This is a genomic window from Candidatus Limnocylindrales bacterium, from assembly GCA_035559535.1.
In the GTDB taxonomy this organism is placed as follows: Bacteria; Moduliflexota; Moduliflexia; order Moduliflexales; family JAUQPW01; genus JAUQPW01.
In genome coordinates, this window is record DATMBG010000051.1 from 292,695 (window position 1) to 313,438 (window position 20,744).

Here is a 20,744-nt window from a genome sequence, read left to right on the forward strand (position 1 = left end):
AGATATTGTTTTTCTTAATAAAATGCCATATTCTCTCCAGACGGTCAACTTAAAAATTTGCCTATGTATTTAACCGAATTCGATTTTGATCTTCCTCCAGAACTTATTGCTCAATATCCGACCGAGTCTCGGGAACAGTCCCGTTTAATGGTGGTTAACCGAACTACGGGGGAAATCCGCCACACAAAATTCCATCATCTTTCTGAATATTTAACTCCTCCAGACGTTTTGGTTCTCAATGACACCAAGGTCATCCCGGCCCGGCTTAAAGGTCGAAAACGTTCTACGGGAGGTAAAGTAGAAGTGCTGCTCCTGAGGCCTCTGGAAAGGGAGACTTCTGAAACTTATACCTGGGAAGCTCTCATCCGGGGCCATATTCGGATCGGAGAAATACTTGTCTTTGGAGATCATCAACTTATAGGCGTTGTAAAAGAGAAGGATGCCACAGGTAAGGGTGTGGTAGAATTTCAGAATCCAGGAGATTTTAGAGCTTGCCTGGATAAGCTTGGAGAAATACCTCTTCCACCTTATATCAAAAGGCCCGAAGGGATCTCTGCTCTGGATCGGGAGCGTTATCAAACAGTTTATGCCAGGGAAGAGGGTTCTGTGGCGGCTCCTACGGCTGGTCTTCATTTTTCTGAGGGGTTGCTGAAAAAATTATTGGAAAAAGGCATAGAGATCGTCATGGTTACCCTCCATGTAGGACCTGGAACTTTTCGACCTGTCCAAAACGAAGTTATCGAAGAACATAAAATCGATCCCGAATGGTATACCCTTTCCGAAGAAGCTGCCCATATTCTAACCCGGGCAAGGGAGGAAGGGCGACGTATTATAGCCGTTGGAACAACGACCACCCGTCTTCTGGAGTTTATTTATTTGAAACATGGAAGGCTGGTTCCGGGAAGTGGATGGGCAGACCTATTCATCTACCCGGGATTTAAATTCAATGTAATTCAGGCTCTCATAACGAATTTTCACTTGCCCCGATCTACCCTTTTAATGCTGGTCTATGCCTTTGGCGGACGAGAACTTATGCAAAGAGCTTATCAAGAAGCTATTCAGCATCGTTACCGATTTTATAGCTATGGGGACGCCATGTTGATTGTATAAATCCCAAGTCCAAAGGGCGGACGTAAAAAAAGAAGAGTTCTGGCTTTTAATATTTAAATTCGTTTAATTCCTTTTCGACCCGGTCCAGGTACTTAGTTTCTTCGGTGGAAGAGGAGGGATGAACAGGTAGGCTAGTGGAACTTTTCTTTCGTCTTACCCAGATGAGACTGATCAGAGCTATAACTCCTATTCCATTTAGAAGGATGAGATAAGGCAAATACCAGAGGGTTAAGAAAAAGCCTTTCTTGGGTGGTGCGGCAAGGATATTTTCTCCATAAACGTCTACAAAATATTGAATAATCTGTTCTTTCGTTTCACCCTGGGCAATTTTTTGACGGATTAATTCTCGTAGCTGACCTCCTTCTCCGGAAGGACAGTCGATGAGCAATTGGCCCGGACAGGCAGGGCTCATAATTTCACGGGCGACCTCCTCCATGGTTAAAGCCCGAACGGGTTGGGCAGGAAAGAAAATCTGGAAGAGAAGAAACCCGGATACCAGAAGGCTATAGGTTAAAAAATCCTTTTTTCCCCAAAAGGGATCCCTGAGGACTCGTAAAACAGATAAACTCATGGGCATTCTCTAGCTTTTCTCCATCCGGCTATACGGGCTTCCCTTTCTGTCGAAAACCATCGCTCGCCGGACAGCGTATCAACGATAGTTTCTCCATACCTTAAACAGGAAGGGATAAAATATCGTTTCTCTCCAGATTGGGTAATGTCCCCCTTAATGGTCCGCTCCAGACCCCTTGAATTATAACAGGCTCCCCACAATCCCCTTTTATTTAATTTAGCTTCCCTCTCGGCTTCTTGCAAGAGTCTGGCATATTTCGGAAGATAACTTTTAGGATCATAGTATCTTCCATATCCTTGCCTGAGTAAATACTCATTAACAAATATCCAATGTCTTCCTCTTTTTACAAAGACATAGCGGAGGAGTCGTCCGTATTTATCGTGGTCTTCCCGGTCTGATTCCAGAAAGACTTTTTGACCCTGGACCCATTCTGCATTTTTTGTTTCGGCCTCAAAGCTATAACATTCCCACATCGGTTGCCAGTCTTTTCCATTAAACCGGTATATTTCCGGAGTATCCACTCCGATATACCGAATTGTTTCCCCCCGATCGGTTTCTACTGTATCCCCATCTTTTACCTTTACAATGGTTGCGAATTCTCGACGAAAATTCCAGGGAACCGGGTTGGGTCTGAGAGTAACCTTCTCCGGCTCCGGAGGAGGATCTGGAAAGATATTTCCACTTCTCAGCTCTACGACCTCTTTGAATAGGATTTCGGCCTTGGGTTTTAGAAAATACCAGGATCTTAGAAGTAAAGCAAGGAGGAGAAAAACAGCGATATATCTGTTAAAATATTTTTTTAGAATTGACAACGATTCTTAAACTAATCCTTAGCCAGTACCCCCTACGCCAGCAGGAAATTAAAGATTCGCTTTTATTTCATCCAGAACTTTGCTGAAGCTCATATAGCTTCCTTTATCAAAGAGAGCTATGATCACCTTTTCAAGGGAGGTATCTCCTTTAAGGTGATCGCAAATAACTCCCAGCATGATGCGGGCGCATTCTTCTACTGGAAAACCTGCAACTCCGGTTCCTATAGCCGGAAAAGCAATACTTTTCAGATTCCTTTCTTCGGCCCTAAGAAGACTATTTTTTGTACATTTAGCAAGGCTATCCCTACTGGGTTTGGCACCCTGTTCTGCGCCCACTGCATGAATAACATAAATAGAAGGAAGATTTCCCGCTGTGGTGACAATAGCCTCTCCCACCGGAGCCGGTCCTTGGGCGATAGCCTCTTCTTCGATAATTCGACCCCCTTTGGTCTTGATGGCACTGGCAACCCCGGATCCCATCCAAAGTTTATCATTAGCCGCGCTTACAATGGCATCGACTTCCAATTCGGTTAAATCACCTTGAATAACAGAAAGGGTTGTATTACGGATCGTCAAACTCATTATCTAGGTCTTTTAAAATTATTATAGGACGGAGAATGGCGAGCGCTCCAGAGAAAATAAAAGTAACGCTCCACATCCCACGCCTTGATTGGTTTTATTATGTTCTCTTATATCCGTGTTAAAATCCTAATTTAGATAAAAGTTTATTCAGAATTCTGGCTCCTTTCAAACGATTAAGTTGAGCTACTTCCTGTTCTTTAAAGTTTTCTTTAACCTTAAAAATTAACGGAAGTATTTTGAGTTTAGCTTCCTCTAGAGATTCCTTGTAGTCATTGAGAACCCGACTGATGGCGGATAATTGAGTTTGACCCGCCCAGATTCCTTTACAGGTTTTACAATGATGTAACTGAATTCCCGAAGAGTAGGCATAGATAAACCTTGTTAAATTAATCTGGCATTGGGGGCACAAGAGAAATTCACTCGCTTGGTTGCCAGTTCCCGGTTCAGGAGATATATGTGGGTCACCAAGTCCATCGAATCCGAGATTTTTAACCTGTCCAAATCGAGATTCTGGAAACCAGAAAGCTTTACAGGGAGAGCACTTATAAAGCAAAATATCCTGATAAAAGTACTCTTCTAAAGAAAGATGACACCTAGGACAAAGATACACCCGTTAGTCTTTTATGGATCCTACATAAATCCTACGGATTTAACCCTACATCCGCCTGTTGTGTAGGCCCCATTTTATAACCTGAGAACAGCCGTTTACCCGAAGATAATCCATACGAAAATACGATGAGCACCAACATATCCCAAAGGGAATTTTTTGTCAAGTGTTGTATAAAAACAAAGAAAGGGATAATCCTCTACCCGATTATCCCTTTTCCACCCATAAGCGATCTTTTAAAAAGCTCAATTCCTTCGATCTGATATAACGGAATGGGTTTCCTTATAAAGTTATTTGGGGGGCTTTACTAAACCTTCTTACTACGGCTCCCCAGTCGATGGCCCTGAAAAATGCCTCAATATAATCTGCACGCTTCAATCCATAATCAATCATAAAAGCATGTTCAAAGACATCCATAATAAGAAGGGGAATACCACCTCCAAGATGTCCCACATCATGTTCATTAATCCAGGTATTGAAAAGCCGATTGGCAATGGGATCAAGATAAAGAACGGCCCATCCAATGCCGCGCATGGTACCGGTGGCTTTAAAATCACTTTCCCAATTTTCATAGGAGCCATATTCTTGGGTCAATTTCTGAGAAAAGGGTGAACCTTTATCTAGAGGGTTTCCACCCTTTGCCATATTACCGAAATAATATTCGTGCAGACGCATGCCGTTAAATTCCCATCCAAATCTACGTTTTAATTCGGCATATTCCGGCGTTCCGGCTTTTCCTTCTTTATGTAACTGGGTCAGAGTACTCAGCAATTTGTTGGTATTGGTGACATAACCCTGGTAAAGGGTAAAGTGATTTTTTAAGAGCTGATCGCTAAAACCTGGAGTACCTAATAAATGATCAAAGTTTTTTGCTTCGTAAGTCATTTTAACCTCCTCGCACTCATTTGTCTTCTAAAAGATCCTAATAAAGGGTGAAATCAAACCCCTTAGGCGCCAAACGCCAGGTGAAATAATACCCTTAGGACCCACTCCTCCCCCCGGAGAGAGGATTCAACCGCATTCTTCTCTCCCCTGTGAAGCAGGGGGCGGGAATGGTACACCCCGGGTTTAGCAGTTTAGCGCTTTTGGGTGTGATACGTCTCCTCTCTAGCCATAGGTAAGACCTATAGATATCTCATCCTATCATTTGGACTAGAGATTTACCTATTTATCTTGTGTACCTTAAGCTGACCTTTGTCAAGCCAGAATTATCGTTTCAAGGTAACCCTCTCGCCAACTTCGATCATTTTGATACTTTCTGTAACCAACGCCGTTGCCGTGTTTTCCTGTACGCTAAGGATTACAAGACGTCCTAAAGCCCTTTTGGGATAGCCTTCACCTATTTTCCTATAAATGATAAACTGATCTCCCGGTTGAACGCCCTGCAAGGCTCCTACATCTAAATAAACTATATCATTGGCTGCAATTCCGATTCGAGCTTCCTTTTCGGTTAATATGAAGGCCTGAAGTTCTCCATCTACCACCAAGCAGCAAGTTTTTGAATCGCCTACTGGAGGTTTTGCATAGGGAATAGATAACTCTGAAGCAGGAACCAGCTCATCCCCCTGCTGCATGTAATCATAGGTTTTAATAATTTCTGCACACGAGATATTCTCCTCCAGACAATCTATTTTAACGCGTCCCAAAACCTTAATAAGGGTTCCTATAAATTGAGAGGTTATGGGATGAAATACCTCCCTTTCTATGCGATAGGCCACCAAGATATCTCCAGGCTTTACCTGCTGAGCTCTACCTCTATTTACATAAATCAAATCTCCAAATGTCAAACCCAATTTACCCTCTTCAGAATTGATAATGGTAGCCACCTTTTTTAATTTAAGCTCAGCAGCCCGTTCCGGCACTAAAAAACCGGCTGATTCAATCTCATCTACAGAAGATACGATCAAGGGAGGTGGTCGAAAAGGGGGTACTTCAATGGGTTTCTCGATGGGAAGTCCATACCAGGGTTTTGCCAGTCTGTCAAATCCTCTTTCCTCTCCAACCTTCTTGCTCCAGGCCCCCGAATACCCTAAGGTATCTCCCGGATAGATACGATGGGGATTTTTTATAGCCGGATTCTCTTTTTGGAGTTTTCTCCAGTCTTCCGGGCTCTCCAAATATCTTCCAGCTATGCCTCGAAGCGTATCTCCGTATTTAACTACGTAATCTTCTTCAGATAAATCCTTCTGAGATTTTGGTTGTGCCTTCACAGAAACATTAAAAAAACCTATACCGATGCTTACTGCCAGGATGAACAGTTTCAATAAGGAATTCATAGTTTTTTTGTCTGTTATCCGTTGTTTCAGATCTAGCCGTTTTACAATTCCCTTGAAAAGAAGATCATCAAGCAGGCTATTCTAAACAACGGGTAACAGACAACCCACGATAAACCAGGGGACCCTCTACAGCCGACTAATTTCACTTAACTTCTTATTGGCTTTAGTGCGAATCCTATCGATACGTCCGTAGCGTCGGATTACCTCATTGAGTGTAGCTCGAGCTTTATCATACTGTCTCAACTCTGCGTAAGCATAGCCCAACTTCAGATAAGCATCTGGAACTTTATTTCCATTGGGGTAGCGATCCAGAACCTGCTGGAAGGATTGAATAGCCCGGTAATAGTCTTTTTGTGCATAGTAAGCTTCACCGGCCCAGTAATACGCATTATCTGCAAGATCACTGGTAGGATACCCATAGGCCAGTTGTTCAAATTTTATGGCTGCCTGAGTATAGTCTCCTCGGTTAAAATACCCCATGGCTTCACTATAAAGTTGCTGAGGAGACAGTCCATAAGGTTCCGGTGGAGGAGCATTGAAGGGGGTATTCGGTGAATAATAATCCCAGGGTTGACCGGGAAGAGGGGGAACCTCGTAATCCCGGTTATAGGGATCATTTAAGCCGGGGTAATAAGGTCCGTATGGGCCGGATCCCGGTTCTTGAGGATAAGGTGGATAGGCATAGGGATAGGCATAACCCATTGAAGGACCGTAATCGGGAGGTCCACCTGGAATCTGCCGGATGTCCATAGGAGGTCGGTTCGGTCTAAAATCTAAGGGAGGCTGATCTGGTTGAGGGTAATTTTGGGGGTAACCGGGAGGTGGCTCTGTGGGGGGATAAGCCGGATAAATGGGAGGATTACCGGGAACAGGAATTGCCACCGGGTTTTGACTTCCTACCGGAGTTTTCTCCTGGCTGGTAATTCGGCCGTAGACCGATTTAGAAATCATTAAACTGCTACTTAGGATCATCACCAAAGCAATTAAAGCCAGCTTTGAAATAAAGGATTTCACAGCTACCTCTCCTCTCGTTCCCATCTTTCACCCTGGGGAGGCAGGGTTCAGGGGATTGGCAGGACATTCAAGTTTATTCGAAGACCAGGCTTCCAAAATACGATAGGTATAACTGTGTGATATTTCCCTGGATCGTGTCAAGGAAAAAATTACGGATTTTTAAGGAGTTAGATTTTAGACTCCAAAAAGCCCTTTATGAAAGCCCCCTTCAAAGGTCCAGGAACTCCGGATGATTTCCGCTAACCTTTGCACGCCTTCCTCAATTTCTTCAGGTTTGGGACTTACAAAATTCAATCGAAGGGTATTGTGACCATCCCCCCGGGGAAAGAAGGTTCGACCTGGAACAAAAGCGACCTTTTTTTCTTCCATGGCAACTTTTAACAGGTCCTCAGCATGCAGGGAATCCGGAAGTGTTAAAAGGAGAAACATACCGCCTTCCGGGTGAGTCCAACTGACTTCCCGGGGAAAGTAGTGTTCCAGGCATTGCAGGAGGATATCCCGCTTTTTCTTGTAAGCTTTACAGAGCCGCTGAATCTGGGGTTCCAACTGGCCATTGATACAATAACGATATACCACCCGCTGCCAGAAAGTATTAGTATGTAAATCGGTAATCTGCTTTACCTGGGCTATTCGGTCCATGAGTTCCTTTTCCGCTGCAATCCACCCCACGCGAATTCCCGGAGCAATGGTTTTTGAGAAAGTTCCCGTTGAGATAACTACGTGTCCCCCTTTAAAGGCTCTCAGGGAAGGTAAAGAATCTCCCTCATAGCGTAAATCTCCATAGGCATTATCCTCCAGAATAGGAACGTTATAGCGCTCGGCCAGAGCAACCAGCTTTTCCCGTCGGTTTAAGGAAAGAGTTATTCCCGTCGGATTCTGAAAGTTAGGAAGGGTATAAATCATTTTCGGGGTCTGGGTTTTTAGAAGTTCTTCCACCTGATCCACTATCATACCTTCCCCATCCATAGAAACTGGGAGATACTCGGCTTGATAGCTATCAAAAATCTGGAGTCCTGCAAGGTAGGAGGGGTTTTCGATGATAATTTTATCGCCAGGGTCTAGGAGAATTCGGGCGGCTAAATCCAGACCCTGCTGAGAGCCATGGGTAATGAGCACATTATCGGCGGAAGTCCTCTCACCCTGTCGGGTTAACCTCTCGGCAATAAAGCTCCTTAAAGCGGGGTACCCCTCCGCTGCACTGTACTGTAAAGCTATTTTGCCTTCCTCTTGAAAAACCTCATTACATAATTTCTGTAATTCTTCCAGGGGAAAGAGTTCGGCATCCGGCAACCCACTGGCAAAATTAATAAACTGAGACTGTGTCACTACCTTTAAGATTTCCATAATAGCTGAAGGCGCAACCCGTTCCATTCGCTTTGAATATTTTTCGGTCCATTTCATAAATCGTAAACTTCCTCTCCTTTCTATTTCGAATACCTATATGAAGGCTATTCGGCTATCTTATCTTCAAAACACCCTTTTGAATGTCTTTATAGCTAAGGGTGAGAAGTATTTTGTCCCGGTATATGTTTATCACTATGATAGAATCCGGTGGGTTTGTCAAATTAAAAAAGGAAACTACTTCCAGGTAATCTAACTAAGGAAATCCTTGACATATTTTTTCAAGATAGTTATCCTACTATAAGCGAATTTGCTCTTTGACAGTATGAAAGGTAAAATTTAATAGCTCCTGGTTAACTAAGCCGGTAAGGTCCTTAAGGGGAGAGTTAATAGAAACCGTGTATTTGATTTAAAATTAATAAGGAGTATGTAAAATGGATCGAGTGGGTATATTTGTAGATGTCCAAAATATTTGGAAAACTTTTGGAAAAATAAAATATGATGTTTTATTAGCGCATGCCCAAAAAAATCGAAAATTAGTCAGAGCTTCGGCCTTTATGAGCTATGATCCGGAGGATGAAGGTCAGCACAATTTTATGAGAGCCCTGAGCCATCTGGGATACCGGGTGGTCAGCAAACCTATTCGTCGCCTACCCGATGGAAGTATCAAAGGTAATATCGATTTGGAATTCGCTATTGACGCGCTTACCTTAGGCAAATATTTAGATGTAGCCGTTCTGGTTACCGGAGATGGGGATTTTGTTAAACTGGTTGAAGCCTTGGGCCATATGGGTACCCGGGTTGAAGTCATCGGACCTGATGCTAATACGGCCATCGAGTTGATTTATGCTGCCGATCATTACACCAATTTAAGCCATCTCGAAGGGATCGTAGAAAGTCCAGAGCCCGGTGGGGATCGAAACTTTAACCATTATAGTGAAAAGCTGGCCAAGAAGCAGAACGAGTATACTAATCGTTTTGAAGGGAGAGTCTCTTATAGGCCAGGTTCAACGTAGGATCTTAATCTGTGAAACGTAACGCGTAAAACGGAGGGCTTTCTATCTGATGGCTTTCGTTTTACGTATTACGTAATAAGTAGCTTAAACGTCCTCGTTTGAGTATTAGCAAATTTAAGCTCAATATTGACAATGCGCTGACACTTCTTCTGATTTTTGTACCTGTCAGTTTTTTCCTTGAGTTCACCCATGCCCGTCCTCCTTTTATATTCATCTCTTCTGCCTTGTCTATTCTTCCTTTAGCCGGACTTATGGGTAAGGCTACCGAGCATCTGGCAAGTAGAACCAGTGCGGGTATAAGTGGTTTGTTGAACGCTACGTTTGGTAATGCAGCCGAGCTAATTATCGCTTTAATGGGAATTCGAGCGGGACTCTTTAACATGGTTAAAGCGTCTATTACCGGGTCCATTGTAGGAAATATCCTTTTCGTCTTGGGACTTGCTATTTTTTTGGGTGGATTAAAACGGGAAAAACAGAACTTCAATAGCTTGGCAGCCAGTGTAGGGTCTACCATGTTAACCTTATCGGTTATATCTCTGCTGATTCCGGCCGTCTTTACCCAAACTGCCCACTTTCAGAATCCCTCTCAAAAATTTATTCTCAGCGAAGAACTCAGCCTGGCCATTTCGATAATCCTTATCCTGGTTTACCTGTGTGGACTTATTTTTTCCCTTAAAACTCACAAGCATCTGGTTCGTGAGACCGACTCAGAAACCCGGGATGAAACAGAATCCCACTGGGGGGTAAAAAAATCCCTTCTCATCCTTTTCATATCCACCGTTACCATTGCCTTTATCAGTGAGTTCCTGGTTACTTCCCTTTCACCTACGGCACAGGTCCTGGGACTTACCGAACTCTTTATGGGAATTATTGTAATTGCTATCATTGGTAATGCAGCAGAACACAGTACTGCCGTCCTGGTGGCGATTAAAAATAAAATGGATTTAAGCATGAATATTGCAGTTGGCTCAAGTATCCAAATCGCTTTGTTTGTCGCTCCGGTTTTGGTCATCACGAGTTATTTAATGGGTACTCCCATGGATCTGGAATTTACCTTACTAGAAGTGGTTGCAGTAGCCATCTCTGTAGCGGTTGTAAGCCTTATCTCCCTGGATGGGGAATCCAACTGGTTGGAAGGGATTCAATTGCTGGCAGTTTATGCCATTCTCGCTATTGTATTTTTCCTCGCACCCTAAAAGACAGTGAGCAGTAGGCAGTAAGCAGTGAGCAATGAAAAATCAAACAGCTCACTACCTACTGCCTGCTCCCCACTGAGGTTATGAAAATTCGTAAAGCGGTTTTTCCGGCAGCAGGTTTGGGTACCCGGTTTCTTCCGGCTACCAAAGCACAACCTAAAGAAATGCTCCCGGTAGTGGATAAACCCACCATTCAATATGTAGTTGAAGAAGCCGTCGAAGCGGGTATTGAAGATATTGTTATTATTACAGGCCGAGGTAAACGAGCCATTGAAGACCATTTTGATATTTCCTTTGAGCTGGAATATAATTTACATAATAAAGGAAAGATAGAGGAATTGAATGAGATCCGTCATATCTCTGAAATGCTCACCGTGTGTTATGTACGGCAAAAACAACCCCTCGGACTGGGGCACGCCATCCTAACGGCAAAGGATATCATAGGCGAAGAACCTTTTGCCGTCTTGCTCGGAGATGATATTATTTACTCTAAATCCCCTTGTATTAAGCAATTGATAGAGGTACATAATCGGTATAATTGTTCTGTGGTGGCCGTCAGACGAGTTGATAAGAAAGAAGTTCAGAGTTATGGAATTATCGATGCTAAAGAAATAGAGCCTCGAATTTATCGGGTCCTGGATATGATAGAAAAACCGGTTCCTGAAGAGGCCCCCTCGAATCTTGCTATTATGGGGCGGTATATTTTAACCCCTGAAATTTTTGATGTGCTGGCTGAGGTTAAACCCGATCAACGGGGTGAAATTCAACTGACCGATGGGTTGAAAGCCTTACTTTCAAAACAGGTGATCTATGGATATGAATTTGAAGGGATCCGCTATGATATCGGAAATAAATTGGGTTTTTTAACGGCAACCGTTGAATTTGCGCTTCGGAGGGCTGATTTAGGGGATGATTTTAGAAAATATTTGCAGAGCCTGGACTTAAATAAAAGCTGGATTGAATCCGTTTAATACAGGACGCGGAGATATGGAGACCCGGGGACTTGGGGGACACGGGGAAAAGTTTCCGCGTCTCCATATCTCCGCGTCCTAAAACTCCTCATCCCCGTGTTTCTCATCGTTTTAGTAGGACCTACCGGAGTAGGTAAAACTGAAGTTGCTCTAGAACTGGCCCAACGGCTGAAGACAGAAATTATAAGTGCAGATTCCAGACAGGTTTATAAATACATGGATGTCGGTACGGCTAAACCTACCCGAAGCCAACAGGAGCTGGTTCGGCATTATCTGATCGATCTGATAGAACCAGATCAGATTTATTCTGCCGCAGATTATGCCCGGGATGCCGGGCAGGTGATACAGCAATTCCATACCCGTGGACAAATCCCCCTGTTGGTGGGTGGAACCGGCCTATATATTCGTGCGGTTACGGAAGGAATTTTTGAAGGGCCGGGGGCGGACCCAGATTTTCGTCAGGAAATGGAACGGTTGGCCGGTCTTTATGGAAGTGATTATTTACACTGCAAACTCCAAAGGATAGATCCCGAGACGGCCTTACGCCTCCATGCCCATGACCTGGTTCGAATTATTCGGGCATTGGAGGTTTATCATCTCACCGGTAAACCCCTTTCCTATCATCATAAACAGAGTTCGTGGGGACACCTCCGCTATCCGACTTGCTTTCTGGGTCTGACCCGACCCCGGGAAGAGCTCTACCACCGAATCAACCGTCGGGTAGAAGCTATGATCGCACAAGGTTTTGTTGAGGAAGTTAAGACGCTCTTAGAAAAAGGTTATCAGCCAAGCCTGCATGCGATGCAATCGCTGGGCTATAAACAGATGACTGAATTCATCTTAAAAGGAGGGAGTTTGGATAAAACCGTTCTAGACATTCAAAAAGAAACCCGTCACTATGCGAAACGACAACTTACCTGGTTTCGACAAAACCCCCGAATTACTTGGCTCCATCTTTTAGAATCCCAAGCCCCTTCAGAGGTTATACAGCAGTGTCTCAGGCTTATAAAGGCTTTCTACTCCAAAGTCAAGCCTAAAGACTTTAAAAACTCAATATCCAATTGATTAAGCTCGAAGGAAACTGGTTGATCCGATGGCTCAAATCCTTCCTCCCTTTGACTGGTGTCTACCACCTCCTCTGCAGGTAAAGTTTCTTCTTCTTCGGACTTATCTTGCAGGTCATCTCTTTTATGAAGGAGGATCCCCGAGAAGACCGATAAAACAATCTCATAACCTTCCTGCCCGGCTAACTCCAAAGCATTTGAAAGCTCCTGAGAGTCTCTCAAGCTATTTTGGATAGCTTCCGTAATCATCTGTATAATCTTATTTCTGATTTCCTCGTCTTCCATGAGATCACATGCGCGTATGTGCTTGAATGTCAGCCGATGGAAAGGATCCTTAACGCTTCTGTACACTCATGCACGCGGCATCTCATCCTCCGATTCAATAAATATTGGTTTTTATTCACCAAGTTAGTTATAAGAAATCACTTTATCATATTTTAAGTAAAAAGGTTATGTTAAATAGGCTTCTTGGTGAATAAACCTCTCTTAGAAAGATATCTTTTCAATTCAAAAAGATCAAGTAAAAAATCAGGATTCTTATCACCAGGTAAGTCTTTAAACTTAGATTTGCAAAATAGATACCAAAACAAGTAAAAAATTGAGAATCTTTGTAGAGTTTAAGAAGAGATATCCTCCAGGAGGCAGAAGAATTTTCCATTTTTAAGGTTTCGTGCTTCCATAAATCCTTCGATAAACATTCCAGTTCCTTAAGACCAGTTTGACATAATTTCGAGTCTCGCGAAAAGGGATATTTTCTACTATTTCATCGGAATCCAGGCGTTCAAAATCCTTCCACCATCTTTCTATAGCCCCGGGTCCTGCATTATAACCGGCCACAGCCTTAAAAAGGTTTCCGTTAAATCGATTCAGCAGATAGGCTAAGTACCAGGTTCCAAAGGCAATATTGGTCTCCGGCTCGTATAAAAGGTCCGGGTGGAATCCTCTAAAATTGACCTGTTCTGCAATATACTTCCCGGTGGGAGGAATAATTTGCATAAGGCCCATCGCGTTGGAAGGAGAAAGGGATTTAACATTGTATCCGCTTTCCTGTCTGATTAGACCTGCTACCAGGAAAGGATCTAACCGATACTTTTCTGAATATTTCTGAATTTCTTTCTCGTATGCTAAAGGATATTTTAACTTCTCCAACCTATACGGAAAGTTTTGGATCTGGAGTTGTTTGAGATCCTCTTTAATTTGCATAACCAATTTGATACAAGCTAGGTAGTCTTTGACTTCACAATAGGCCCGACCCATGAGATATTTAAAAAGTAAATCTTCTTGGGAAGGGGTTTGGGGTTTGAATCCTTCCAGGAGATACTGAATTTCCCTGGATGCATAAGGCGTTAAGTAAACCTGACTTAGCTCGAGGGCTTTGGGAAGATGACTCCACGTCCGATTATAAGTAGTTTCCTCTATTCTACCCTTCAGGGTATTCAAAAAGGTCTGCCATTTATTTGTTGTGAAAAGATCCAAAGCTTCCCCCTCATAGGCATCTGGCCGTTGATTTTCTTTCTTCGTTTCCGGCTGTTGATTCTCCGGATCTGCCTTTAACTTTTTTAACCTCATCTCGGCCAGAACTGCATAATAAGATTCTTCATGATGATCTATGAGCTCCCGATAGTTTACCAGGGCCTCCTCTATTTTGTTCTGTTTTTCCGCAGATCGCCCTTTCCAGTAAAGGGCCTCGTCTTTGTAATCCCGAAAAGTTTGAATAATCGTTGAGAATAGACTGTCTGCTCTGGAATATTGACCAAGCTGGTAGTAATCCCATCCAGCACGCCAGAGGGCATCTTCTGCCAGTGAGCTATCGGGATATTGCTCTCGTATTCTGGTATACCAGGTTGCAGCCTCTAGAAGTTTCCCTTGCTTTTCGCTGAGCTGACCCAGCAGGTAAAGGGCTTTATCTGCCCACATACTTTTGGAATATCCGGTAAGGATCCTCAAAAGGGCTTCTTTATGACTGTGTAAATTCCCCATTTCATAAAGCGCTCGGGCAATAACATTTTCATCCTTAGAATCCCTTATCAGATTATTTAAGAGGTTAATACTCTCCACTTTCTTTCCGGCTTTGTTATAAGCCTCTGCTAATTCAAAGGAAGCCTCTATACGAAAGGGACTCTGGGGGTATTGGGCTAGAAGGATACGGTATAAATCGATGGCTTTTTGATAAACTTTGGCTGTAAAGGCAGCCCTGGCACCGTCATAAAGCATCTGCTCGGTCAAAAGAGGTGGAGACAGTCCCTTCTCCTTAAGAATTCCATTCATCCTTCTTTCTGCCTCCCAGGTATCCTCATGATTAGGATAATAAAGAATGAGTTGTTGATAAGCTTCAACGGCTTCTTTCCAGCTCTGTAGCCCTTCTAAGGATTGTCCCAGCTTGTAGTAAAGTTCTGCCTTATTTACCACAGAGGGAACCTTCACCAGTTCCCCAAGTAATTGGGCAGCTTCCCCATATCTTTGCTTGCGGAGCAAAATCTCAGCCTCTGCTTGCCGAACCTCATAAAGCAGAGGAAATTCTGGGTATACTTTATCGAGGTATTGATAAATCGAGAGGGCTTCTTCATATTTCTCCAGGCGGTTAAGGGTTTGAGCCAGGTAAAACAAAACATACTCTTCAAGTTCTTTATATTGGCCTTTCAAAGTTTCAAAACTTTTCCAGGCTTTTTCATATTCCCCTCGATCAAAATAAGAGACGCCCTGGATAAAAAGGGTTCTATTTTTATCCAGGGAACTTAAAGAATTCAGGGATGGTTCAACATTCTGCTGAAAGGGAGAAAGGGTTTTGGGTGTCAGTAAAACCACAAAAACCATGGTAACCGTAACCACAAAAAAAAGAATTTCCAGGGATTGTCTCATAAAATTGTGGGGAACCTCGTACTTTATTACTTCAATTTGGTTGGATAGAAAAGATCCACCTGGGGGTGGAATCCAACGAGAACTCGCCTTGTCGGAATTAAAGTAACAAAGTACTGGAAGGTTCTGAGGATCTTATCTTTTACTCTACCCCTGTATAATACTTAAATAGAAATATCCTATAACCGGCAGGGCGACCACCCAGCCCTTAAACTCTATAAATACAAAGAATATGAATCATCCTTGAAGGTTTATTTTAATGGTTATGATAGCCCCTAGTGTGATGAGTAAGCTAGCCATGGCATAATTGGGAAAAAATCCCAGCCATTGAGTTAAATAACCACTCACAAGGGTGCCAAAGATCTTAGAAAATCCGATAACCGTATTATAAACGCCCAAAGCTTCTCCTTCCAATCCTTTTTTAGATAAGGAAGCCACAATGGTAGATCCAGACACCACGATCAGGGCCCAAAAAAATCCAGAAAGGGCATCCACCAGGATAATCAGGGGGATCTTCAGAAATCCCAATTCCACGAAGCCGAGGAGACCATAGAATAAAAAGATGGCGGACCGACAGGTTGTTCCGATAATCTGCAGTTTTCCACGTTTCGCTTGTTTGACCCATACCCCTGCATAGGCGTAAAAGAATGAAGAGGAGCTCGTTCGGACGATATTAATGATATAAACCCAATACTCCGGAATGCCGATTCGATCCCGGAGGTAAAGGGGAAACACGGTGTAGGACATTAAAACCCCTGAGAAGATGAGGAAGGTGGCTAAAAAATACCACTTTAAGGGACGGCTGAGAGTCTCTCCAAGATTTCCCAACTGGCCGGGATTTAGAAAAAAAACGAGTCTTCGGGGGAGGTACATGACCTTTTCGATAACTTCAAAGCCAGGGTAACGGCCTACGACCTTGACATACTCCATCCGATCCTCTCGGGATTTAGGTTCTGGAATCCAGATCCTGGCTAAGTAGGCTGCAAGCAAAGAGAGAATCCCCATGAGAACAAAAGCCAGGCGCATACTTATAGCTTTGGCAAAGGTATGGCTAAGGAGGGGAATGAGAATAACCCCCAGGACCAATCCCCCCACCCAACCCCATCCACCCACTTTATTAAAGATGCCAAAGGATTCGCTCCAGTCCTCCCTTCGGGAGGTTTCCATCACCAGGATTGCCGAAACGGGAGCCAGTGCTGCAGAGGACAGACCAAAGAAAAAAGAAAGAACACCGAATTGAAAGGTATTTTGAGCCAGGCTCATGAGAAGGAAGGAAACTCCAGAACCTGCAAATCCCAGAACAATGAGAACCTTTCGTTTATGAAGTCTATCGGAAAGAGTTCCCCAGAGGATCGAAGCGGGAACAGCCGCAATAGAGGTTAAGGAGAGAACGACCCCAACAGTCCCCAGTTCACCCTTTAAAATATCCTTGACAAAGAAAGGGATGAGCAATGAAGAAAGTCCTTCCGAGAGTTTATAAAATACGAAGGAATAATACCATCGAGTTTTAATCCTGCTTACTGCTGTTTTTAGCACTTTTTCAACCTATGCCCTGGAGGATCAAATTAAACTTACCCTTGGGGGAAGAGTTTCTCGCAACGACACAAAGAATGCAAAGAAAAAATAAAATAAATTTAAAAATTTTTCTGAAGCTATCTTTTATCTTTTCGTGGGGGAATGGGATCTGGCCGGTAAGGGCAGCCCCCGGAGGACTGCCCTGGTGATTTGAGGGCCCTTCGGGAGAAAATATATCAAATACTTCCTTCTTCCTGAAGGGCCCGGAGGGTTGCTTCAAAAGCCTTTACGGTAATTTCTACATCCTCCTCGGTATGGGCCGAAGAGGTCATCCCCCCTTCTCGCATGATGTCTACTCCATTAAGAATCATTCCCTGTCGGAGTTTATAGATGAGGTCTGGGTTTGCTTTACCCTTTAGAAGATGGTAATCCAGGTTATAAACTTTGAAGTTAGGATCGGAGGCCTGAGCCGGATCAATTCCTATCAGGAAATGAAAATCTGAAAAATCTCCATAAACATACCAATCCACCCCCAGCTTTCGGATAACTTCATTCATTCCATCCCGAAGAGCTTTGGCAATGGCATTGGCCTTTTGGATATCTTCCCCGGATTCAAGGATTCTTAAAGTCGTCAGACCTGCGCTGGCCGAAAGGGGATTTGCATTGTAGGTTCCTGGATGGTACATCTTCTTATGGCGATTCCAGTGGGGATCATCTTTTCTGAACTCAAGGTATTCCATAATGTCCTTTCGCCCGGCAACGGCTCCGCCGGGAAGTCCACCTGCAACGATTTTGGCCATTGTGGTTAAGTCCGGTTTAATCTTATAAAATTCCTGGGCACCGCCAGGAGCAACCCGAAATCCTGTGATAACCTCGTCAAAGATTAAGATGACCCCATATTGGGCCGTTAGTCGCCTCAACTCCGGCAGAAAGGCCGGATCGGTAGGAATCATTCCATAGGATCCACCGGTAGGTTCGATAATCACACAAGCGATATCCTGATGATGTTCCTTTAAGATTTTTTCCAAAGCTTTCGTATCATTGGGGGGACAGAGGATTACGCTTCCGATGACATCATCCAAAAGTCCTGGAGAGATAGGGACTTCATAAGGGGGGTTAACTCCTATAGCTACATTATCATGCCAGCCATGAAAGTGGCCTTCGAACTTGACCACCCGGGTCTTATTTGAAAAAGCCCTGGACAGTCGAATGGCCATGAGAGTTGCTTCGGTTCCAGAGCTGGTAAAGCGAACCCTCTCGGCAGAAGGGACCATTTTGATAATCTGAGCCCCCCATTCAACTTCCAGAGCATGGCAGGCCCCGTAGTGAGTTCCTTTCTCCAGTTGTTCCTGGACCGCCTTAAGAACCACCGGATGACCATGTCCTAAAATAAGAGCTCCATGTCCAACCCAATAATCGACATATTCTCTATCGTCTTCATCCCACTTTCTGGACCCTTTAGCTCTTTTAACATAAATAGGAAAAGGCGTCATGTATCGCCCATCATGGGTTACCCCACTTGGAAAAATCTTCTGGGCTTGTTCATAAAGTGCTTTAGATTTAGGGAGTGCGGCTTGATAGGCATCCGTTAGACTTAGAGCAAGCTGAGAAACTGCCTGACTGGCCATGGGTCACCTCCTACACGGTTTGTTGTCCGTAGTCAATTTAGGAAGAGCAACGGACAACGGATTAAAGTTGTTTATATTCTTCCAATAAATCTACGAGTCGATCAACCACAGCCGCTACAATTTTTTCTCCTGTATCCACCGAAGCAACGGTCGGGTCTCCCATAATTCCCTTAGAAGTAGATTCTGCAAAATCAAAACCGATGGTTACAGACCCCGAATCCAAAAGATCCTTTATTCCATAAGAAATACCGAACCGTGATTTAGGGGTCCAGGTTTCTTTACTTATCTGGCTGGTATCTACCAGATTTGGACGTAAATAAAGCTGAAGGGAAGTTTCAAGCTCACAGGCATGTCCCATTCCACCCGGTTCACTTTTTCGGATGGCCCGGATCTCATCGGCTGCCAGGTCCCAATAGGAAGTTGCCAATATTTTAGTTCGATGGGTTCGCATAAAGTCATTGACTACTAAATTAATTAAGGCCCGATTTCCTCCGTGTCCATTTAAAATGAGGATTTTTTTAAATCCATGGTGATAAAGACTATCACAGATATCCTTGAGCAGATCCAGGAAGGTTTCCAGTCGAAGGGTAAGGGTACCTTGAAATCCCATATGATGAGGGGAATACCCAAACCAGACCGGTGGACATACCAGAACATCTCTCCTTTTGAGGGCGGCCCTCTTTGCAATTTCCAAAGAACTATGAATATCCGTATCAACCGGCAAATGGGGTCCGTGCTGCTCAATGGAGCCAACCGGAATAATGACCATATAACCTGCTTTTTGGGCTCTTTCAATTTCCAGCCGGTTCATTTCATTCCAGAGAAACTTGGGAGGGTTTTCGGTCATATCCTTTTCTCTTTGCGCCTTCTTCGGGAACTCTACGGTTTGATTTTTAACCCCAGAGAACCCTTAGAAGGCGCCCAGGGGTGTAAGAAAGTATCCTCTGGCGACTGATTAGAAAGCCAGGGCTTTCTTCGGGTTCTCGATTAACATCTTCCCGATAGCCCTTTCAGGAATTCCGGCTTTGCTCAATCTTGGAACAACCTCGGAAAGGATGAGGCTCCAGGGATGTTCCCTGAATAGCCACCAGTCGGATTCTCGTTTCTCCTCTTGCCAGAAAGTCTTGTAAAAGTAAGGTACGGCATCATGACTCAGGAGAAGTTGGTCCTCGAAGCCGGCCTCTACCAGGGGTTTTATGAATTCGGCCCGGTTATCTACCGGATAGTTATCGTATCCTATCCGGTCGAACTGGACCCAAACCCCGAGTTCTGCCAACTTTTTATGATAATCCGTAGCTTTTACATTTTCTCGATCGTCCATATAACCTTGATGGCCCACAATGATTTTCTTAGGATTCACTTTCAGCGATATAAGCATTTGAGCCAGTTCCAGACCTCCTCCGTTGGTGGTATGGATGGTAATGGGACACCCGGTTTGAATGGAAGCCAGACCGGCTGCTGTATTAGCCCGACGTTCTAAAGCCGTTAAGTACTTGCTGGTAGCAATTTTGATGATGCCGGCTTTAATGTTGGTAAAGGTCTCTCCCGGTTTACCATATGGATCTTCCATACCTTCTGTGATCTCTTTAACGTAGAGTTTAGCAACTTTGTCGATCCCATCCTTCTCCATCAGCATGGAAATGGCCCAGGGATGCATAGGCGCTAAGGCCTCTCCCCAGAAACCTGTACAGCCCACTACATGAATATCACTCTTTTTTGCCATTTCGACAATGAGATCAGGGTAACGACCCACCCGGATCGGAGTGACCTCTACAATGGTCCCTGTTTTGGCCCAGCTTCCAAGTTGACTGTGAAATTCTTCCAGGGACTTCACAGCCTGTTGGATAACTTTCTGGCGAAACTCTCCCTGGATAGGAGCCATAGGCTGTTCGTAGAGGCCTGACCAGTCGATAACCGGCCCATGTTCATGCATGAAGGTAACACCCAATTCATCGGGAGAGATAGGACCTAGAACAGTTTGGACTTTGGGCCCTTCTTTCTGTCTATCCATTTGAGCTTCTGCAATACCCACAGGACTGGAATATTCTAAAAAAGCTTCCCCCAGAGCAGCCAAACCGGCGGCTATCGCCGAAGATTTCTTGAGGAAGTCCCGCCTTGTGATTTTGAAACGGGGATCACCACATAGACACATAACCCCTCCTTTAATTTTTTAGCCACTCAGGCA

The 20,744-nt window shown here is 44.0% G+C and carries 19 protein-coding genes; 5 read left to right on the top strand and 14 right to left on the bottom strand.

All coding sequences use genetic code 11. The annotated features are described in order from the left end of the window. Positions 1-63: 63 nt before the first annotated feature. Positions 64-1,110: a tRNA preQ1(34) S-adenosylmethionine ribosyltransferase-isomerase QueA gene (queA, locus tag VNM22_19755; protein HWP49403.1), complete on the top strand. Its 1,047-nt coding sequence runs from the start codon at positions 64-66 to the stop codon at positions 1,108-1,110. A gap of 46 nt (positions 1,111-1,156) precedes the next feature. Here the strand turns inward: queA and VNM22_19760 are convergent, their stop codons facing one another. The 8 genes from VNM22_19760 to VNM22_19795 all read right to left on the bottom strand — a co-directional run bounded on the left by VNM22_19760 (position 1,157) and on the right by VNM22_19795 (position 8,373). Next, positions 1,157-1,681, bottom strand: coding sequence for a cytochrome c-type biogenesis protein CcmH (locus tag VNM22_19760; protein ID HWP49404.1), 525 nt, complete (start codon positions 1,679-1,681; stop codon positions 1,157-1,159). After that, the gene (locus VNM22_19765; protein HWP49405.1) at positions 1,678-2,493 is read right to left on the bottom strand and encodes a thermonuclease family protein; all 816 of its coding nucleotides are present in this window, start codon (positions 2,491-2,493) and stop codon (positions 1,678-1,680) included. Before VNM22_19765 ends, VNM22_19760 begins: the two co-directional genes overlap by 4 nt. Before the next feature lie 48 nt (positions 2,494-2,541). After that, positions 2,542-3,075 carry a macro domain-containing protein gene (locus tag VNM22_19770; protein HWP49406.1) on the bottom strand — a complete coding sequence of 178 codons (534 nt, stop codon included), beginning with the start codon at positions 3,073-3,075 and terminating at the stop codon, positions 2,542-2,544. Positions 3,076-3,193: 118 nt separating this feature from the next. Beyond that, positions 3,194-3,685 (bottom strand): zf-TFIIB domain-containing protein, encoded by a 492-nt coding sequence (locus VNM22_19775; GenBank protein ID HWP49407.1) that lies wholly within the window; start codon positions 3,683-3,685, stop codon positions 3,194-3,196. A 279-nt stretch (positions 3,686-3,964) separates the two neighbouring features. After that, a complete protein-coding gene (locus tag VNM22_19780) occupies positions 3,965-4,567 on the bottom strand; it encodes a Fe-Mn family superoxide dismutase (GenBank protein HWP49408.1) in 603 nt (200 codons plus the stop codon). 323 nt (positions 4,568-4,890) lie between these two features. After that, positions 4,891-5,958, bottom strand: a complete 1,068-nt coding sequence (locus tag VNM22_19785; GenBank protein ID HWP49409.1) for a LysM domain-containing protein — start codon at positions 5,956-5,958, stop codon at positions 4,891-4,893. Positions 5,959-6,084: 126 nt separating this feature from the next. Next, entirely contained in the window at positions 6,085-6,972 is an 888-nt protein-coding gene (ybgF, locus tag VNM22_19790) for a tol-pal system protein YbgF (protein ID HWP49410.1), read from the bottom strand. A gap of 174 nt (positions 6,973-7,146) precedes the next feature. After that, positions 7,147-8,373: a PLP-dependent aminotransferase family protein gene (locus VNM22_19795; protein HWP49411.1), complete on the bottom strand. Its 1,227-nt coding sequence runs from the start codon at positions 8,371-8,373 to the stop codon at positions 7,147-7,149. Between the two features lie 374 nt (positions 8,374-8,747). Between VNM22_19795 and VNM22_19800 the strand changes: the two genes are divergently transcribed. The 4 genes from VNM22_19800 (at position 8,748) to miaA (ending at position 12,561) form a co-directional block, all read left to right on the top strand. Beyond that, positions 8,748-9,329, top strand: a complete 582-nt coding sequence (locus tag VNM22_19800) for an NYN domain-containing protein (protein ID HWP49412.1) — start codon at positions 8,748-8,750, stop codon at positions 9,327-9,329. 98 nt (positions 9,330-9,427) lie between these two features. Beyond that, the gene (gene cax, locus VNM22_19805; GenBank protein HWP49413.1) at positions 9,428-10,525 is read left to right on the top strand and encodes a calcium/proton exchanger; all 1,098 of its coding nucleotides are present in this window, start codon (positions 9,428-9,430) and stop codon (positions 10,523-10,525) included. An 83-nt stretch (positions 10,526-10,608) separates the two neighbouring features. Next, entirely contained in the window at positions 10,609-11,496 is an 888-nt protein-coding gene (gene galU / locus VNM22_19810; GenBank protein HWP49414.1) for a UTP--glucose-1-phosphate uridylyltransferase GalU, read from the top strand. 96 nt (positions 11,497-11,592) lie between these two features. After that, a complete protein-coding gene (miaA, locus tag VNM22_19815) occupies positions 11,593-12,561 on the top strand; it encodes a tRNA (adenosine(37)-N6)-dimethylallyltransferase MiaA (GenBank protein HWP49415.1) in 969 nt (322 codons plus the stop codon). Here the strand turns inward: miaA and VNM22_19820 are convergent. The 6 genes from VNM22_19820 to VNM22_19845 form a co-directional block, all read right to left on the bottom strand. Next, positions 12,513-12,845: a hypothetical protein gene (locus VNM22_19820; GenBank protein HWP49416.1), complete on the bottom strand. Its 333-nt coding sequence runs from the start codon at positions 12,843-12,845 to the stop codon at positions 12,513-12,515. The two genes, miaA and VNM22_19820, sit on opposite strands and share 49 nt — an antisense overlap. A 375-nt stretch (positions 12,846-13,220) precedes the next feature. Next, positions 13,221-15,419 carry a transglycosylase SLT domain-containing protein gene (locus VNM22_19825; protein ID HWP49417.1) on the bottom strand — a complete coding sequence of 733 codons (2,199 nt, stop codon included), beginning with the start codon at positions 15,417-15,419 and terminating at the stop codon, positions 13,221-13,223. A 234-nt stretch (positions 15,420-15,653) separates the two neighbouring features. Beyond that, entirely contained in the window at positions 15,654-16,952 is a 1,299-nt protein-coding gene (locus VNM22_19830) for an MFS transporter (GenBank protein ID HWP49418.1), read from the bottom strand. Positions 16,953-17,167: 215 nt separating this feature from the next. Beyond that, on the bottom strand, positions 17,168-18,559 hold the full coding sequence (locus VNM22_19835; protein HWP49419.1) for an aspartate aminotransferase family protein: 1,392 nt from the start codon (positions 18,557-18,559) through the stop codon (positions 17,168-17,170). A 61-nt stretch (positions 18,560-18,620) separates the two neighbouring features. Beyond that, a complete protein-coding gene (locus VNM22_19840) occupies positions 18,621-19,406 on the bottom strand; it encodes a creatininase family protein (protein HWP49420.1) in 786 nt (261 codons plus the stop codon). Positions 19,407-19,514: 108 nt separating this feature from the next. Beyond that, on the bottom strand, positions 19,515-20,711 hold the full coding sequence (locus VNM22_19845) for a twin-arginine translocation signal domain-containing protein (protein HWP49421.1): 1,197 nt from the start codon (positions 20,709-20,711) through the stop codon (positions 19,515-19,517). Between the last annotated feature and the right edge of the window lie 33 nt (positions 20,712-20,744).

Bases quoted from the DNA above. Each gene is read 5' to 3' on its own strand.
- VNM22_19825 (HWP49417.1), bottom strand. From the start codon at position 15,419: ATGAGACAATCCCTGGAAATTCTTTTTTTTGTGGTTACGGTTACCATG.
- VNM22_19845 (HWP49421.1), bottom strand. From the start codon at position 20,711: ATGTGTCTATGTGGTGATCCCCGTTTCAAAATCACAAGGCGGGACTTC.
- VNM22_19780 (HWP49408.1), bottom strand. From the start codon at position 4,567: ATGACTTACGAAGCAAAAAACTTTGATCATTTATTAGGTACTCCAGGT.
- queA (HWP49403.1), top strand. From the start codon at position 64: ATGTATTTAACCGAATTCGATTTTGATCTTCCTCCAGAACTTATTGCT.
- galU (HWP49414.1), top strand. From the start codon at position 10,609: ATGAAAATTCGTAAAGCGGTTTTTCCGGCAGCAGGTTTGGGTACCCGG.
- VNM22_19800 (HWP49412.1), top strand. From the start codon at position 8,748: ATGGATCGAGTGGGTATATTTGTAGATGTCCAAAATATTTGGAAAACT.
- VNM22_19760 (HWP49404.1), bottom strand. From the start codon at position 1,681: ATGAGTTTATCTGTTTTACGAGTCCTCAGGGATCCCTTTTGGGGAAAA.
- VNM22_19785 (HWP49409.1), bottom strand. From the start codon at position 5,958: ATGAATTCCTTATTGAAACTGTTCATCCTGGCAGTAAGCATCGGTATA.
- VNM22_19820 (HWP49416.1), bottom strand. From the start codon at position 12,845: ATGGAAGACGAGGAAATCAGAAATAAGATTATACAGATGATTACGGAA.
- VNM22_19835 (HWP49419.1), bottom strand. From the start codon at position 18,559: ATGGCCAGTCAGGCAGTTTCTCAGCTTGCTCTAAGTCTAACGGATGCC.
- VNM22_19795 (HWP49411.1), bottom strand. From the start codon at position 8,373: ATGAAATGGACCGAAAAATATTCAAAGCGAATGGAACGGGTTGCGCCT.
- VNM22_19770 (HWP49406.1), bottom strand. From the start codon at position 3,075: ATGAGTTTGACGATCCGTAATACAACCCTTTCTGTTATTCAAGGTGAT.
- VNM22_19840 (HWP49420.1), bottom strand. From the start codon at position 19,406: ATGACCGAAAACCCTCCCAAGTTTCTCTGGAATGAAATGAACCGGCTG.